The sequence below is a fragment of the Psychrobacter sp. AH5 genome, from assembly GCF_040371085.1.
GTDB lineage: Bacteria > Pseudomonadota > Gammaproteobacteria > Pseudomonadales > Moraxellaceae > Psychrobacter.
On the sequence record NZ_JAMBMT010000006.1, the window covers coordinates 109,409 to 128,025 of the forward strand.

Genomic DNA, 18,617 nt, shown 5'->3' on the forward strand with positions numbered 1-18,617 from the left:
TTAGAGAAGAGTGGGTTAGGGGGGAGAAAGAGGGGGGTAGGGTGGAGATTATTGTAATTTGAGTTGTGTAGTGGTGTGGTTGATGGTGAGTGGGTGTTAGTGTTTGTTGTTTTTTAAGTGATTTTTGTTAGGTGGTTATGATTTTGAGGGGTGTATTTGGAATTTTGGTAGGGTTGTTGGGGAGTTGTATAAGGGGGAGGTGTGAATATTTTGGGTGGATGTGAGTGTGAAAGATTTGGAAGATAGTTTTTGTGAAGAAATTGATTTTAATAGTAGTATTGTAATGGTATGTAGAAGGTGTTTGATTGTTTTTTTGATGTGGGGGATGGTAAGTGATATGTATGTAGTGGGTGTTGGGTTGTTTGGAGGTGTAAGGTTGATAAGGTTGTGGTGGGGTATGGTGGTATGGATTTTTTGATGAGGGTTGGAGTGGGTGATAGAAGGTATGGTAAGGTTTGGGAGTGATTGGGATGGAATGTGGTGTGTTTTAGGATTGATTGAGTGTGGTGGTAGTGGATTTGAGTTTGTTAAATTTTTGGTGAGATGAGGGGAGATTTGTGTGGGAGGTTGGGTAGGATTGTTAGTTGTGGAAGTGAGGGTGGAAGGGGATAGGGGAGTGGAGGGGGGAAGGTTGGTGTTATTAAAGGAGTTGGGAGTAAGGGGGATAGTATTTGGTGGGTGGGGAGGTGAGTGGGGGATGGGAATATAGGGTGGTGAAGAGTTGGGTGTTTGGAAGGTGTAGATTTGGATGTAGTGTTATAGTTGAGAGTAGGGTTGGGATTGGGGTGTTTTGGGGGGGAAGGAAATTAATGTGGTGTTGATTTGGATTTTTGGGGGGTGGGAATGGTAAGTGAATGGGGTAGGGGATGTTTTGGGTGTTGTGGGGGAGGATAGTGGTGATTGTTGAGGAAGATGGATTTAATGATTGTATTTGAGGTGAGATGGGGGGAATGGTGAGGAGTTGGTAGGGGGGTTTTGGTGGGAGTTGAGGGGGGGTTTTAGGGGAGTGTGAGGGGGATGTTGGTTGTGATGTTTTTTAGGTAGTGGTTTGTGGAAGGGGGGGGGTGGGGGTGTTGGTAGGTGTGTGGGATAGGGGGGGGGGAGTGTATTGTTGAGGTATTGTTTTAGGAGATTGTGGGATGGGGTATTTTATATAGAGTAATTTGATGTAAGTGATTGGTGGGAGGTTGTAAGAGTGAGAGGGGGGGATTGATAGGTTTGTATTGGTTATGGGTGTGGAATTGATAAGGGGGGGTAATGAGGGTAGGATGTTAGGAGTTTTGTGAGTGTGTTAAATGAATGGGGGGGGGGTTGGATATTGATTAGAGGGAAATTTGGAGTAGAGGTAGTTGGGGAGGGAGGGGGGGTAGGATAGGTTGTGAGGGGATTTTAGGATAGGGAGGAGGTGTGTGGGTGGATATTGTTGTATGGAGATTGTGAAGATGGTTTTGAAGGATTAGAGTGTTGGGGGGTAGGGTGGTGAGTGGGGTGAGTGGTTTTTGGTTAGAGGAGATGAGGTATGGAGGGTTTTAATTTGGTTGGATGGTTTAAGAGGGAGAGAGATTGGGGGATGTTATGTTTGGTTGAGTAGTTTAGTGGATAGAGTGGGTTTGGGGTGTTTTGTTGAGTGAGGGATGTATGTTGAGTTGATGGTGGGAGAGGTGGTTAGAGTATGGGGGGGGTGAAGAGATTTGGGTGTTGAGGATATGAATGGGAGTTGTTGGTTAATGAGGGGTTTTGTTGTTGGTTGTGAGATGATAGGTAATGGGAGATGGTGTGGATTTTAGATTTGAGTGGGTGATTGAGAGTAAGGTGTGGGTATTGTGAGTATATAAGGGGGGGGATTGGAAGTGTATTTGTGAGGGTATTTTTGTGAAGGAATTGGGATGGTTGGGTTGGGGGGAGAGTGATTTTTTATGTTGGTTGGTGGTGTGAGGTAGGTAGGGGAGTGGTTTTTGTAATTGTGGGATGTAATTTTTTTAGTGGGGGTGGTGGGTGGGTAGGGTAGTTGGTGTTGGGTTGTGGTGGTGGAGGGTTTTGTAAGGGTTATGGAGGGAGTGAGATGATAGATGGGGGGTTTGGTATTAGTAGATGGTGGGTTGGTGATGGATGGTGGGGGGTTGGGGGTGTGTTGTTTTGGGTTGTTATGGGTAGGGTGGGGGTGTTTGGGGGGTATTGGGGTTTGGTAAGTGGGTTTGTTGGGTGATTGGGTTGTTTTGTGGGATGTGGTTGTAGTGGGGGTGGGGGTGGGTGTTGGGGGGTGGTGTGGGTGTTTGTGGGGGTGGGGGTTGGTGGTTGTTGTGGGGTGGGTGGGGTGTGGTGTGGGGTTGTGGGGGGTTGGTGGTGGGGGGTGGGGTGGTGGGGGGGTGGGGTTTGTGGGGGGTGGTGGGTGGGGTGGGGGGGGTTGGGGGTGGGTGGGTGGGGTGTTGGGTTGGTGGTGTGGGTGGGTGTGGGTGTGGGTGGGGGTTGTGGGTGGGGGGGGGGTGGTGGGGTGTGGGGTGGTGGGGGGTTGGGTTGGTGTGGGTGGGGGGGGTGTGTGGGGGGGGGTGTTGGGGGGGGGTGGGGTGTGTTGGGTGGGGTGGGTTGGGTGGGTTGTGGGGGTGGGTTGTGTGGGTGGGTGGTGGGGGTTGTTGGGTGGGGTGTTGGGTTGTGGTTGGGGGGTGGTGGTGGGGTGGGGTTGAGTTTGGTTGTTGGGATTAGATGGTTTTTTTATGAGTTGTGTGGGTATGGATGGGGTTGTATTTTAGGTGGATATTGATGAAAAGGTAATGGAGATAGTTGATTTGTGTTTGGAGGGTGTGGTTGTGATAAGGGATTGTGAGAAGTTGGGGATTGGGGTGATGTTGGATGAGGTGAGGAAGTTTGGGGGGTTTAGTGGTGGGAGGTTGGGGTGTTGGTGGTGAGGGTAAGGTGGAGTAAGGTAGTTGTGGTTTTGATGTGTTAATAGATAATGTTGTTTTAGATATAATAAGATAATTGATAAGATTGTAAGGTGGATTAGGGAGATGAAATTGTAGGATGTATATAGATGGAGAGGGAGGTGTGTAGAGTTTGTGAGTATGAATGTGTTGGTAGATAAGAAATAGTGTTAGGGAAGGGGAAGGGTTTGGGGAGAGGTATAGATGTAGTTGTTTGTGTTGGTGTAGTTTTAGTTTTGTGGTGTGATGATAGAGTGGGGGGGTATATGGTTTTTGTTGGGGGGTGTTTGAGGAGGTAGTGAGTGTGTGTGGTGTGTAGTTGGTGGGTGTGATGTAATGGAGATTTGGTGTGGATTAGTTTGAGGGAATGTGGGTATATGTGGTGAGTTGTGGTGTAATGGAGTTGTTGTGTTGATGGTTTGTTGTAAAGGTGATGGTTGGGATGTATGTAGGTTTGTGGGGTGTTTGGGGTTTTTTGGTTGTTGTGTTGTTGTTGGAGGTGTTGTTAGTGTAGGTTGTGTTGAGAGGGTGTAGATGTAGAGGGGTTTGATTTTGTTATATGTTGGGGTAGTAGGATGTTATTGGGGTTATGATGGTGTTGTGTGGTGTAGGGTTTGTAGGGAAGGAGGGGGTTTATGGGTGTGGTATTTGTGGTGTTGTGTGGGGGTGGGGGTTTTGTAGATATTTGGTTGTTGTGGGTTTGTTGATTGGAGGTTTTTTTTATATGGAGATGTTATGTGATGTTATGTGTGTGGAGGTGGTATGTGTGTTTGGGGAGGTGGGTATGTAGGGGGGGATGGAGGATGTTATATGGAGTGGGGTGTTTGTTTTTTTTGGAGAGGTATGGGGATTTATGTGGGGGGAGGAGAAGATTTGGATTGATGGTGTAGGGGGGGTTGTTAGTAAGTGAAGAGTGTTTGGAGATTGTAATGGGGTGGTTTGTTGTGAGGAATGGTGTGAGTGTGAGTTGATAGGAGGAAAGGTGATGGTGATGATGAGGAGATGGGATGTTTTTTAGAGATAAGTTTAAGGTATTGTGTTAGGGGGTGGTGGTTTAAATAAGTGTTGGTTTGTTGTGTGGAGGGGGTAAGGTGGAATTGTTATATGATGGGGGGGGTGGTTGGTTGGGTGTGTGGTGGTTGTGGGGGGGGTGGGGGTTTGGGGGGGTGGGGGGTTGATTGTGGTTTGGGTGGTGGGTGTTTGGTGGTTGGTGGTGGTGGGTGTTATTGGTGGGTTGTGGGGGGGGGTTGGGGTGGTGGGGGGGTTGTGGTGTTTGTGTTGGTTGTGGGTGTTAGGGGTGTGGGGTGGGTGGGTTGGTTGGTGTGTAGGGTGTGGGGTTGTGGTGGGGGGTGTGGGGTTGGGGGGGTGGGGTTTTGGGTGGTTGGTGGGGGGGGTGGTGTTGGGGGTGGGGGGTGGTTGTTGGTTGTGGGGGGTGGGGTGGGTGTGGGGGTGGTGTTGGGGGTGGTGTTGGGGGGGGGGGTGGGGGGGGGTGGGGGTGGGTGTGGGTGGTGTGTTGTGGGGTGTTGTGGGTTGGTTTGGGGGGTGTGTGTTGGGTGGGGTGTGTTTGTGGTTGTTGTGTGGTGGTGGGGGGGGTGTGGTGGGTGGGGGGGTGGGGGTGTTGGGTGTGGGGGTTGGGGGGGTGGTGGGGGGTTGTGGGGTGGTGGTGGGGGTGTGGTGTGGGTTGTAGTTGTGTGGTGGGGTTTTGGGTTGGGTGGTGGTTGTGGGGTGGGGGGGGTGGTGGGGGTTGTTGGTGAGGGGGGGGTGGTGTGGTTGGTATGTGGGTTGGTATTGGGTTGTTGTAGGGTTTGTTTTTATTTGTAGGTTGTGGTTTTTTGTTGAGTTTAGTTAAGAGTATTAAGGGGATAGGGGGGTTTGTTAAGTGGTGGGGGGTTGTTGTTATAGGGATGGTGTTGTTTGGTGTGGGTAGGGGGGTTTGTTGGGTGGGTGGAGTAATGGGGGGTGGTTGGTGTGGTTTAGTGTTATATTTGGTTGGTAGGGGGGGTTGGTGGGTGTGTGGGGTTTTGGGATTTGTGGGTTGTTTGTTTTTGGGTGGTGGTGGTGGGGGTTGTTTTGTGTTTTGTGTGGGGTGTGTGTGTGGATAGGGAGTTGGGTTTTGTTTTTTGTGTTTATGGGGGGTTTGGTTAGGTTTGAGGTATTTGTTTGAGGTTTTTTAGGGGTGTGAGGGGGGTTGGTGGATGTGTGTGGTGGTTTGGGTGAGTGGTGGTTGTGGGGGTGGGTTGGTTGGGTGGGGGTGGGGGGTTGGGGGGTTGGGTTGGGTGAGTGTTTGGTTGGGTGGTGTTGTGTTGGGGTGTTGTTTGTGTTGGGGTTGGTTGGTGTGGGTTTGGGGGTGTGGTGTTTGTGGGTTTGGGGTTTGGGTGGGGGGTGTGGATTGTTTGTGAAGGGTGAGGGTTTGGATGTTTTGTTGGTTGGTGTGTTTTGGGGGGGGGGTTGGGTGGGGGTGGTGGGGGGTGGTGTTTGGTGGTTTGTTATGGTGGGTGTGAGAGTTTTTTTATTGATTTTTTGGGGGTGTTTGTTTGGATATATGATGTGAGATTGATTTTGGGGGTTGTATGTTTTTTTATGGTGGTTGTTTGATTTTGGGTGTGGTTGGATGGAGTAGGTAATGTGGGGAAGGAGGTAGTGGTTGTGAGGGGTGGAATGAGATGAATTTTAAGTGGTTGAGGGGAGATATGAATATAGGGGTTAGTTGGTTGGTTGGAGATGGGGATTAGTAGAGGGAGGGGTGAAAGGGTTGGGGGTTATGATGTTTTAAATTTGTATTGAGAGTAGGGGGTGGTTAGTTGTGAAGGATAGGTGGGGAGTTTATTAAGTTAGGGGTGTTGGGTGGTGAGGAATTTAGTGAGGGTTTAAGAGAATTGTTATGTTAGTATGTAGTTTTATAAAGGATTAAGGGGGAGTTTGGGGAGGGATGTGGGTGGGTTGGAGTTTTGTTGGGGATGTGGGGATTGGGGATGAGGTATGGATGTGGTTGTTAGTTATGTGAAGGGGGGGGGGGGTAGGGTTGGTTAAGGAGAGTGGGGGGGGGATAATGGGTGGGGGGAATTGGGTGTTTAATAGTGGTTATGTGTGGGGGGGGGGGTTGTTGTTGGGGTGGTGAGTGATGGGGGGGTGGGTGGGGGTTGGGGGTGGTTGAGGGATGTGGGGGGTGTAGTTGGAAGGGGGGGTATGGGGTTTAAAGGGTAGGAGGGTAGTTGGTTATGGGTGGGGGTGGGGGGGTTAGGGGGGGGGGTGGTGTGGTTGGGTGTGGGGGTGGGGTGTGGGTGGGGGGGGTGGTTGGGGGGTGGAGTGGGGGGTGGGGGGGTGGGTGGGGGGGGTGTTTGTAGTGGGTGTTGTGTGGTGGGGGTGGTTGGATGTGAGTTATGTAGTTGGTTTGGTGGGTGGGTGGGTGGTGTTGGGAGGATTGGTTGTCTTGGTGTAGGGTTTTGGTTTAGGGGTGGTGTGGTGGGGTGGGGGGTTGGTGGGGTTGAAGAATGGTGTGTTATGGGGATAGGGTGGGTGTGTGGGTAGGAAGGTATGGGATATGGTGGATGTTTGGTGGGGTTGGTGGAAGTAGGGGGTGGTGGTTGGGTTGGGGGGTTGGTGGTGGGTGGTTGGGTTGGTGGTGGTTTTTGGTGGTGGGGTGGTTGGGGGTTGGGGGTTGTTTGATGGGTGGTTGGGTGGGGGTGTTGGGGGGGGGGGATTTTTTGGGTGGTTGTGAGTTGGTTGGGTGGGTTGGTGTGGGTGTTTGGTTGTTTTTGGGTGTAGGTGTGAGGGGTGGGTGGTGGGGTGTGGGGGGGGGTTTGGGGGTGGGTGGGTGGGGGTTGGTGTTGTGGTGGTGGGGTGGGGTGGGGGGTTGGTGGGGTGTTGTTGTGGGGGGGGGGGGTGGTGTTGTGGGGTTGGGGGTGGGGGGGTGGTGTTTGGGGTTGGGGGGGTGGGGGGGTTGGGGGTGGGTGGGGTGGTGTGGGGGTGGGTTGTGGGTGGTGGGGGTGTGGTGGTGTTGGGTGTGGTGGGTGTTGGGTGGGGTGGGGGTGGGGGGTTGTGGGTGGTTGGGGGGTGTGGGTTGGGTGAGGGGGTGTGGTGGGGTGGTGGTGGGGTGGGTGGTGGGTTGTGGGGGGGTGGGGTGGGGGGGGGTGTGGGGTGGTGTGGGGGGGTTGGGTGGGGGTGTTGTGGTGTGGTGGGGTGGGGTTGGGGGGGGTGTGGGTGGGGTGGTGGGTGTGGGGGGGGTGGGTGGGTGGGTTGGGGTGGGTGGGTGTTGGGGTGGGTGGGTGGTGGGGGGGGTGGGGGGGTTGGGTGGGTGGTGGGGGGGGTGGTTGGTTGGTGGTGTGGGTGTTGGGGTGGTGGGTGGGGGTGGGGTGGGGGTGGGGGGGTTGTGGTGTGGGGGGTGGGTTGGTGGGGGGGGGGTGTTGGGGGTGGGGTGGGGTTGGTGTTGGGGGGTGGGTGTGGGGGTGGGTGTGTGGGGTGGGGTTGTGGTTGGTGGGGGGGTGGGGTGGGGGTGGTGGGGGGTGTGTGGGGGTGGGTGGGGGTTGGTGGGGGGGGGGTGGTGTGGTGTGTGGGGGGGGGGTGGTGGGGGGGGTGGGGGGGGGTTGTGGGGTGGGGGGGGGTGGGTGGGGGGTTGGTGGGGGTGGGGGGGGGGGTGGTTGGTGTGGGGTGGGTGGTGGGTGGGGTTGGTGGGGGTGGGGGGGGTGGTGTGGGTGGTGGGGTTGGGGGGTGGGGGGGTGGGGGGGGGTTGGGGGGGTGTGGGTGGGGTGGGGGTGGGGGGTGGTGTTGGGGGTGTGGGGGGGGTGGGTGTGGTGGGGTGGGGTGGGGGGGTGGGTGGGGGTGGGGTGGGTGGGTGGTGGGGGGGGGTTGGGGGGGTGGGTGGGGGTGGTTGGGGGGGGGTGGGGGGTGGGGGGTGGGGTGGGGGGTGGGGTGGGTGGGGGGGGTGGGTGGGGTGGGGGGGGTGGGGGGGGTGGGGGTGGGGGGTGTGGGGGGGGGGGGGTGGGGGGGGGTGTGGGGGGGGGTGGGGTGTGGGGGTGGGGTGGGGGGTTGGGTGGGGTGGGGGGGGGGTGGGGGGGGTTGGGGGGTGGGGGTGGGGGGGGGTGGGGTGGGGTTGGTTGGGGGTGTGGGTGGGGTGGGGGGGGTGTGGGTGGGGGGTGGGGGGTGGGGGGGGTGGGTGGGGGGGGGGTGGGGTGGTGGTTGGGGGGTGGGTGGGGTTTGGGGTGGGTGGTGGTGGGGGGTGGGGGGTGGGGTGTTGGGGGGGGTGTGGGGGGTGTGGGGGGGTGGTGGGGGGTGGGGGGGTGGGGGTGGTGGGGTGGGGGTGGGTGTTGTGTGGGGGGGGGTTGGGGGTGGTGGGGGGTGGGGGGGTGGGGGGTTGGGGTGGGGGGTTGTGGGTGGGTGGGGGGTGGGTGGGGTGGTGGGTGTGGGGGGGGGGGGGGGGTGGGTGGGGGTTGGGTGTGTGGGTGGGGGGGTGGGGGGTGTGGGGTGGGGGTGGTGGGGGGTGGGTGGGGGTGGGGGGGGGGGTGGGGGGTGGGTTGGGGTGGGGGGGTGGGGGTGGTGTGGGGGGGGGGGGGGTGGGGGGGTTGGGGGGGGGGGTGTGGGGTGGGGGGGTTGGGGGGTGGGGTTGTTGGGGGGGGGGGGGTGGGGGGGGGGGGGGGTGGGTTGGGGTGGGTTGGTGGTGGGGGGGTGGGGGTGTGGGGGGGTTTGGGTGGGGGGGGGGGGTGGGTGTGGGGTTGGGGGGGGGGGTGGTTGGGGGTGGGTTGGGGGGGGGTGGTGGTGGGGGTTGGGTGTGTGGGGGGTGGTGGTGGGGGGGGTGTGGGGGGTTGGGTGGTGGGTTTGGGGGTGTGGGGTGGGTGGGGGTGGTGGGGTGGGTGGGTGGGTTGTGGGTGGGTGGGGGGGTGGGGTGTTGTGGGTGGGGGGGGGGGGTGGTGGGTGGGGTGGGTGGGTGGGTTGGGGGGGGGGTGTGGTTGTGGGGGGTGTGGGGTGGGGTTGGGGGGGGTTGGGGGTGGGGGGGGGTGTTGTGGGGTGTGGGGTGGGGGGGGGGTTGGTGGGTTGGTGGGTGGGGGGGGGTGGGGGGGGGTGGGTGGGGGGTGGGGTGGGGGTGGGGGGGGGTGGGGGGGGGGGGGGGTGGGGGTGTGGGGGGGGGGGTGGGTGTGGGTGGGGTGGTGGGGGGTGTGGGGGGGGTGGGGTTGGGGGGGTGGGGGGGTGGGGTGGTGGGGGGTGGTGGGGGGGTGGGGGGTGTGGTTTGGGGGTGGGTGGGGTGGGGGGTTGGGGGGGTGGTGGGGGGGTGGGTTGTGTGGGGGGGGGGGTGGGGGTGGGGGGGGGGGTGGTGGTTGGGGGGTGTGGGGGTGGGGGGGGGTGGGGGGGTGGGGGTGGTGGGTGGGTGGTGTGGGGTGGGTGGGGGGGGTGGGGGTGGGGGTGGGGGGGGGTTGTGGTGGGGTGGTGGGGGGTGTTGGGGTGGGGGGGGGTGGTTGGGGTTGGTTGGGGGGTGGGGGGGTTGTGGGTGGGGGTGGGTGGTTGGGGGTGGGGTGGTGGGTGGGGTGTGTGTGGTGGGTGGGGGTGGGTGGTTGGGTGGGGGTGGTGTGGGGGGGGTGGGGGGTGGTGTGGGGGGTGTGGTGGGTGTTGGGGGTGGGGTGGGTGGTGGGGGTGGTGGGGGTGGTGGGTGGGGGGGGTGGGTGGTTGTGGGGGTTGGGTGTGTGGGTGGGTGGTGGGTGTGTGGTTGTGGGGTGTGGGTGGGGTGTGTGGGGTGGGGGTGTGGGTGGGTGTGGGTTGGGGTGGGTGTGGGTGGGGGGGTGGGTGTGTGGTGGGGGTTGGTGGGGTGGTGTTGGTGGGGTGGGGGTGGGTGGTGGGGGGGGTGGGTGGGGGTGGTTTGGTGGGGGGTGGGGGGGTGTGTGGTGGGGTGGGGGGGGTTGTGGGGGTGGGGGGTGGGGGGGGTGTGGTTGGTGGGTGGTGGGTGGGGTGGGGGGTTGGGTGGGTGGGGGGGGTGGGGGGTGGGTGGGGGGGGTGGGGGGGGTGGGGTTGTGGGTGGGTGGGTGGTGGGGGGGGGTGGGGGGGTGGTTGGGGTGGGTTGGGTGGGTGGGGGGGGTGGGGGTGGGGGTGGGTGTGGGGGGTGGGGGGGGGGTGGGGGGGGGGGTTGGGTGGGTGGGTTGGGGGGGTGGGGGGTGGGTGGGGTGTGGGGGTGGGGGTGGGGGGGGGTGGGGGTGGGGGTGGTGGGGTGGGGGGGGGGTGGGGTGGGGGGGGGTGTGGGGGTGGGGTGGGTGTGTGGGGGGTGTGGTGGGGGTGTGGGGTGGTTGGGGTGGGGGGTGTTGTGGGGTTGGGGGGTGGGGGGGGGTGGGGGTGGTGGTGTGGGGTTGGGGGGGGGGTGTTGGGGGGTGGGGTGGGGTTGGGGGGGGTGGGGTGTGGTGGGTGGGTGGGGGGTTGGGGGGTGGGGGGGTGGGGGGTGGGTGGGTGTTGGGGGGGGGGTTGTGGTTTGGGTGTGGTGGGGTTGGTGGGGGGGGGGTGTTGGGTTGTGGGGGTGGGGGGGGGTGGGGGGGGGGGTGGGGTGTGGTGGGGGTGGTGTGGGTGGGGGTGGGGGGGTGTGGGGGGTGGGGTGGGGGGGGTGTGGTGGGGGTTGGGGGTGTGGTGTGGGTGGTGGGGGGGTGGGGTGGTGTGGGGGTGTTGGGTGGGGGGGGGGGTGGGGTGTGGGTGGGGTGGGGGGGTGGTGGGGTGGGGGGGGGTGGTGGTGGGTGTGTGGGGTGTGGGGGGGTGTTGGGGGGGTTGTGTGGTGGGGGTGGTTGGTGGTGGGTTGGGGTGGTGGGTGGGGTGGGGGGGTGTGTTGGGGGGGTGTGTGTGGGTTGGTGGGTGGTGGGTGGGTGGTGGGGTGGGGGTGGTTGGTGGGTGGTGGTTGGGGTTGTGGGGTGGGGTGTGGGTGGGGGGTGGGTGGGGTGGGGGTTTGGGTGGTGTGGTTGGGGTGGTGGTGTGGTGGTGGTTGGGGGGGGTGTGTGTGGGGGGGGGGGTGGTGTTGGTGGGGGTGGGGTGGTGGGGTGTTGGTGGGGTGGGGGGGGGTGGGGGGGGGGTTGGGGGTGGGTTGTGGGGGGTGTTGGGGGGTGGTGTGTGGGGTGGGTTGTGGTGGGTGGGGTGGGTGGGGTGGGTTGGGGGGGGTTGTGGGTGTTGTGTGGGTGGGGGTGGGGTGGGGGGGTTGGTTGTGGTGGGTGTGGGGTTGTGGGTGGGTGGGGTGGGGGGTGGGGTTGTGGGGTTGGGGGGGGTGTGGGGGTGGTGTGGGGTGTGGGGGGGTTGGGGGTGGGGTGGGGGGGGTGTGGGGGTGGGGGTTTGGGGGGGGTGTGGGGTGGGTGGGGGGGTGTTGGGTGGGGTTGGGGTGGTGGTTGGGTGGGGGTGGGGTGGTTGGGGTGGGTTGGGGGTGGGGGGTGGGTGGTTGGGGGTTGGGGGGTGTGTGGGGGGTTGTGGTGGGTGGGGGGGTTGTGGGGTGGGGGTGTGGGTGGGGGGGGGTGGGGGTGGGTGGTGTTGGGGGGGGGGGGGTGGGTGGGTGGGGGGGGGGGGTGTGGGGGGTGGTTTGGGTTGGTTGTGGGGGGGGTTGGGTGTGGGGGTGGGTGGGGGGGGGTGGGTGGGGTTGGTGGGTGTGTGGGTGGGGGGTGGTGGGTGGTGTTGGGGTTGTGGTGGGGGGGTGGGTTGTGGTGTGGGGTGGGGTTGGGGGGTGGTGGTTGGGGGTGGGGGTGGGGTTTGGGGGGGGGGGGTGTGTGGGGGGTTGGGTGGTTGGGGGGTGGGGGGGGGTTGGGGGGGGGGTGTGGTGGGTGTGTTTGGTTGGTTGTGGGGTGTTGTGTGGGGTGGGGGTGGGGTGGTTGGGGGGTGTGGGGGGGGTGGGTGGGTTGTTTGGGGGGGTTTGGGTGGGGGTTGGGGTGGGGGTTGTGGGGGGTGGTGTGTTGGGGGGGGGGTTGGGGGGGGTGTGGGGGTGGGGGGTGTGGGTTGGGTGGGGGGGGGGTGTTGGGGTGGTGGGTGTGGGTGGGGTTGTGGGGGTTGTGGGTGGGGTTGGTTGTGGGGTTGTTGTGGTTGGTGGTGGGGTTGGGGGGTGGGGTGTGTGGGTGTTGGGTGTTGGGGTGGTGGGGGTGGGTGGTGGGGTGTGGGGGTGGGTTGTTGGGGTGGGGGTGTTGGTGGGGTGGGGGGTGGGGTGTGGGTTGTTGGTGGGGGTTGGGGTTTGGTGGGGTGGGGGTGGGGGTGGTTGTGGTTGGTTGTGTGGGGGTGGGTGGGGGGTTTGTGGTTGTGTGGGGTGGGTGTGTGGGGTGTGGGTGGGGTGTGGGTTGGGGTGGTGGTGGGGGGGGTGTGTGGTGGGGTGGGGGGTGGTGGGTGTGGGTGGGTGGTGGGGGTGGTGGGGTGGTTGGGGGGGGTTGGGGTGGTGGTTGGTGGTGGGGTTGTGGGGTGGGGTGGGTGGGGTGGTTGTTGGGGGTTGTGGGGGGGGTTGTTGGGGGTGGGGGTGGTGGTTGGTTGGGGGGGTGTGGGGTGGGGGGTGTGGTTTGGGTGTGTGGGGGGTTGGGTGGGGGTGGGTGGGGTGGGGGGGTTGTGGGGGGGTGGTGGTGTTTGGTGGGGTGGGGTGGGGTGGTTGGGGGTTGGTTTGTGGGTGGGGTTGGGGGGTGGGGGTGGTGGTTGGGGTTGGTGGGGGGTGGGGGGGTGGGTGGGTGTGGGGTGGGGTGGGGGGTGGGGGGGTGGTGGGGGGGGTGTTGTGGGGTGGGTGGGGGGGGGTGTTGGGGGGTGGGGGTGGTGGGGTTGGGGTGGGTGGTGGGGGGGGTGGGGGTGGGTGGGGTGGGTTGTGGGGGGGGGGGGTGTTGGGGGGGTGGTGGTGTGGGGGGGGTGGGGTGTGTGGGGGTTGGGTGGGTGGGTTGTTTGGGGGTGGGGGGGGGTGGGGGGTGGGTGGGTGGGGGGGTGGGTGGGGTGGTTGGGGGGGGGGGTTGTGGGTGGTGTGTTGGGGTGGGGGGTTGGGTGGGGTGTGGGTGGTGGGGTGGTGGGGGTTGTGGGGGGGTGGGGGGGTGGGGTGGGGGTGTTGGGGGGGGGGGGTTGGGTGGGGGGGGGGTGTGGGGGTTGGGTTGTGGGGTGGGGTTGGTGGGGGGGGGGTTGGTTGGGTTGGTGGGGTTTGTGGGTGGTGGGGGGGTTGGTTTGTGGTGGTGTGGGGGTGTGTGGGGTTTGGGGGGGTGGTGGTGTGGTTGTGGGTGGGGTGGGGGGGGGGTTGGGGGGGGTTTGTGGGTGTGGGGGGGTGGTGGGGGTTGTGGTGGGGTGTGGGGTGGGGGTGTTGGGGGGGGTGTTGTGGGTGGGGGTTGTTGGGTGTTGGTGGGGTTGGTGGTGGTGGGGGTGGGTGTGGGTGGTGTGGGGGGGGTGGTGGTGGTTGTGGGTGTTGGGTGGTGGGGTGGTGTTTTGTGGGGTTGGTGTGGGGGGTGGGTGGTGGGGGGGTGTGGTGGTGGTGGGGTGGGGGGTGGGGGGGGTTGGTTGGTTGGTGGGTGTTGGGGTTGTGGGTGGGGGTGGGGGTTGGTGGGTGGTGTTGGTGGGGTGGGGTGGGGGGGTGGTTTGGGGTGTTTGTTGGGGTGGGTGGGGGGTGGGTGTGTTGGGGGAGAGTTGTGGGGGTGAGGAATTGATTTTTAATTTGATGTAAGTGTATGTTAAGGTGTTATTGGTGTGTGGGGGTGGGAGGTAAGAATATGTTATGGAGTGTGGGGTTGTTGGAAGTGGTAAAGTTGGGGGGGGGTTGGTGGGAATGGTGGGTGTGGGAGTTTTGATAGGGGTTGGTTAGGGGGATAAAGTATGGGTTAGGTGGGAGTTTTGGGGTGGAAGTTGGGGGTTGGTGTTGGATAGGAGTGGGTGGTGGGGGGGGGGGGGTTTGGGTGGGGTTGGTGTGGGGGGAGGGGGGGGGTAAGGGGGTGTGGGGGGGTGGATTGTGGTTGGGGTGGTGTGGTGGGGGGGGGTGGTTGGGATTGTTGGGTTGGTGGGGGGTGGGTGTGGTTTTAGTTGTGGAGTGGGGTTTTTGGGGTGTGTGGTGTTTGTTGGTGGGTTGTGGTTTGTTTTGGTGTGGGGTTGATGGGGGTTGGGGGGGGTGGTGTGGGGGGTGTGTGGGGGGGGGTGGTGGTTTGGGGTGGTTGGTGTTTGGTTTGGGGGATGTGGGGGGGTTGGGGGTGGGGTTTGGAGGTGTGTTATGTTGAAAGTGGGGTTGGTGTGGTGGTGTGTGGGGGGGGGGGGGTGGGTTGAGTTGGGTGTTGGGTTAGTGTTGGTGTTGTGAGGATGTGGGATTGGGGGTTGTTGGTTTGGGTGGGTTGGGGTGGTGGGTGGGTTGTGGTGTGTGGTGGGGGTGAGAGTGTGGGGTTGGGTTTGTTGGGGGTGGTTGGGTGGGGTTGGGGGGGTGAGGTGGGGTGGGGGGGTGGGGGGGTGTTGGGGTGTGTTGGGTGGTGTGTGGGGGTTGGGGGGGGGTGGTGGTGGTGGTTGTGTTGGGTGTGGTTGTGGGTGGGGGGGTTGGTGTTGTGGGTGGGGTTGGTGGGGTGGGGGTGTGGGGTGTGGGGGGGGGGTGTTGGTGGGTGGTTGGGGGGGGGTGTTGGTGGGGTTTGGGGGTGGTGGTGTGGGGTGTGTTGGTTGGGGGGGGGGGGTTGGGGGTTGGTTGTGTGGTGTTGGGTGTGGGGGTGGTGGGGGGGGGGGGTGGGGGGGGGTGGTGGTGGGGTGGGGGGGGGGGTGTGTGTGGTGGTTGGTGGGGGGTTGTTGTGTGGGGGGGTGGGGGTGGGGTGGGGGGGTTGTGTGTGGTGGTGGGGGGTTGGGGGTTGGGGGTTTTTGTTTGTGGGGGGGGTTTGGTTTGTGTTTTGGTGTTGGTTGTGTTTGATTGGGGGTTTGGGTGTGGATGTAGGGGGGGTAGTGATATTTTGTTTAAGAGGTGAGGTGGAGAGTTGAGAGTATGGGGGGGAGTGAAGAGATTGGTGTTGAGGATGATGAATGGAGTTGTTGGTAATAGGAGGTTTGTTGTTGGGTGTGAGATGATAGGTAAGGGAGAAGGGTGGATTGATATTTAGGGGGTGATGTTGAATAGGGTGGGTATGTTAGTTTATAAGGGGGGGGATTAGAGTTATTGTAGGTGAGTTTTTGTGAAGAATTGGATGGTTGGTTGGATAGAGATTGTTTATATTTGTAAGTTTGGTTGGTGGTGAGGAGGTATGAGGGTTTTTGTAATTGTGGGATGTAATTGTTTAGTAGGGGGGGTTGAGGGTAAGGGTAGTGAGATTTGTTGATAGTGGGAGAGGGTTTAGTAAGGTTAGGAGGAGTAGATGATATATGGGTGGTGTTGATGAAGAGAATGAGGGTTGGTATTTGTTGTGGAGGGGTGAGTTTGGGGGTTATAAGGATTAGGAGGGTAGTTGGTTGTTTTATGGGGGGGTTATGGGAGGGGGTGAGTGTTGAGTGTTTGGAATTGTTATGTTGGATTTTTTGTGTTATATGGTAGGTGGTGGTGGGTTATAGGGAGGAGGTTTTGTTAAGATATTGGGTGAGGGGTTTGTGGTTGAGTTGGTGTGGGGGTGTGGTTTTTTAGGAGGGTTGAAGGGGATAGTTATGTAGGTGGAGGTGTAGGTTTGGTAGGGGATTAGATGGGGATGTGGTAGAGTGTTGGGGTGTTTGTGGGGTAGAGGAGTGTATTGTGTTATGATTTGGTGTTGTTTGGAGTGTGTTGTGGGATGTGGTTTGGTGATTTGAGGTGGTGGGGGAGGGTAAGTAGAGGAGTTGTGGGTATTAGATTTTTTGATGAGGGTTTTGGGGTGTTTGGGGGGTAGAGATTTGGGAGTTGAGTAGGTTGATTTAGGGTGGGGGTAGAGGTTGGATGATGTTGAAGAGTATGGGAGGGATTGGAGGTGGTATGAGTAGGTAGTATGGTTTAAAGAGTTAAGTGTTTGAGTGTTGGAGTTTTGTGGTGTGGTTGGAGTTTGGTTGTTGGGATTAGATGGTTTTTTTTATGAGTTGTGTGGTATGGATGTGGTTGTATTTTTAGGTGATATTAGAGGAAAGGTTAATGGAGATAAGATTTTGTGTTTGAGTGTGTTGTGATAAGGGGATTGTAAAGTTGGGGATTGGGGTGGATGTTGATGAGTAGGAAGTTTGGGGGGTTTGAGGTGGTGGGTATTGGGGTTTGGGTGGTGAGGGTAAGGTGGAGTAAGGTAGTTGTGGTTTTGATGTTTAAGTAGATAATGTTTGTTAGATATTAATAAGATAATTGATAAGATTGTAGGGTGGATTAGGGGAGGATGAAATTGTAGATGTATTATAGAGATGGAGGGAGGTGTTGAAGTTGTGAGTATAATTGGGTTTTGTAGATATGAATTGTGTAGGAGGGGAGGGGTTTGAGATGTATTAGTGGGAGTTGTGATTTGAATAGTTTATATAATATTTTGTGTGATGATAAAGAGGTGGTTGATAGTGTGTTGAAAATGGGAAGGGGTTGGTGGTTAGAGGAGGAGGTAGAGTGTGTTTGGTTGATGGTTGTTAGGAGGTTGGGATGGAGGTGATGAATTGGAGAGATTGAAGATAATTTTAGGGGAGAGTTTGGATAGTAGGATGAGGAAGTAAGAGGAGTGATAAGAAGTGAAGTATGTTTGTAAGTTGATGAAGATTAATTGAGGTGGGTTAGTTTTTTGGTTGGTGGGGGTGATATGGATTGAGGAGGTTGTTTGTTTGGAGGTTGAGTAATGTGTTGGTTGATGTTGATAGTGATGTAGAGGATGAGATAGTTAAGAGAATGGGAAGTATGAGGTATAAGAGGGGTGGGATAATTGTTATGTTTGTATGTGGAAATATTGTAAGGATGGAGGTGTGAGATTTGGTGAGTATAGATGTGGTTTGTGGGTGGTATGAGAGGAGAGGTAGTTGATGTTGTGTGATTGTGTTAAAGGATTTTGGATAAGGTGTAAGGATATGATATGTGTAATTGTGTGGATTAGGTAGTGTTGTTGGGGAGTGTGTGGGTGGGGAGGATAGGTTTATAATAATTTATGGTTGTTGTGTTTGGTGTTGTGGGATGATTGGGTTTATGTGGGGAGTAGATTTGGAATATTGTAGGGGGTATGGGTTTGTTAGAATTTGAAGATGTTTGAATGATAAAGGTGGTGTGGGTAATGGAGTGGGTGGTGGGATGAGAAGGAGTGGTGAGGTGATGGAATTAGTAGAGTGGGGAATTTTTATAGATGGATATAGGAAGATTTGGGAGTTGGTAGATAAAGTAGGGTAGGGAGTGGAGGGGTGAGGGGTAGTGGAAATGAAATTATTGGAGTGTGTAATGGAGGGTGGGAGTAGTTAGGGGTGTTGGGATGGTGGTAAGGGTGGTGGGGTTGGTGGGGTAGGTTTGGGAGGTAGTGGTTTGTTGGATTGTGTGTTAGTTGTTTTTTTAAAAAGTTTGATTGTAGTAGGGAGGGGGGAGGGGGTGGGGGGGGGGGGTGAGTGAGAGAATGAAAGTAGTAGGTGTAGAATTGGAGAGTAGTTTAGGGTGGTGGGTAAGGGGTAAGATGTTAAAAGATATTGAAATATGATAGAGATGTGTGGTGTAAAAGTGGTTAGTTTAAAGAGGATTGAGTAGTGGTGTGTTAGGGTGGTTGTTGGTGGTGTGTTGGGGGGGGTTGGGTAGGTGTGTGATTGTTGGGTGGTGGGGTTGTGGTGGTTTGTTGTGGGGTGTTTTGGGGGGGTGGTGGTGTGGGGTTGTTGGTGGGTGTTTGGTGGGTGGTTGGGGTTTGTTTTGGGGAGAGTGTTGTGGGGTTGGGAGTTTGTGGGTGTGTAGTGATGTGTTGTGTGTAATTGGGGTTGGTTGTTTGGTGGTTGGTGGTGGGGATGTGGTGGGAGTTGGTGGTTGGGGTGTGGTGGGTTGGGTGGTGTTGGGGTTGTTTGGGTGGTGGTGGTTTTTGGTGGTTGGGGTGGAGGTGTGGTGTTGGTGAGGTGTGTGGTGGTGGTGGGGGGTGGGGGGAGGTGGTTTGTGTGGGGTGGGTGGTGGTTTGGTGTGGTTTTGGTTGGTGGTTTGTTGGTGGTGGGGTTGTGTTTTGTGTTGGGGGTGTGTGGGTTTGTTGTTGAGTTGTTAGAGTGTTTGGGATTGGGGGTTTGTTAGTGTGGGGTGTGGGTTGGTGTGTTGAGGGGGGATTGTGGTGTGTTTTGGGTGTTGGTTAGGTGTGGTGTGGGGGGGTTTTAGGAGATGGGTGGTGTTTGGGTGAGTGGTGGGTGGGGTGTGTGGGGTGTGGGGTTGTGGGGGGGTTATGGTTTGGGGGGGGGGGTGGGTGTGTGTTGGGGGGTGGGGGGGGTTGGGGGGGGTGGGGTGGTGTGGTGTGGTGGGTGTTTGGGGGTTGGTGGGGGGTTGGGGTTGGGTGGGTGGGTGGTGGGGGTGGGGTGGTTGGGTGTGGGGGGTTGTGGGTGGTTGGGTGGTGGGGGTTGGGGTGTGGGTGGGGGTTGGTGGTGGTGTGGGTTGGGGGGGTTGGGTGTGGGTTGGGGGTGGTGGGGGGGTGGTGGGGGGTGGGTGTGGGTGTTGGGGGTTGGGTGTGGTGGGTTGGGTGTGGGGGTGGTGGTGTTGGGGGTGTGGGTGTGGGTGTTGGGGGTGGTGGGGGGGTTGGGGGTGGGTGGGGTTGGGTTGGGGGTGGTGGGTGTGGTGTGGTTGGTGGTGTTGGGTTGGTGGGGGTGTGGGTGGTGTGGTGGGGTGGGTGGTTGGTGGGTGGGTGGTTGTGTTGGGGGGTGTGTGGTTTGTGTTGG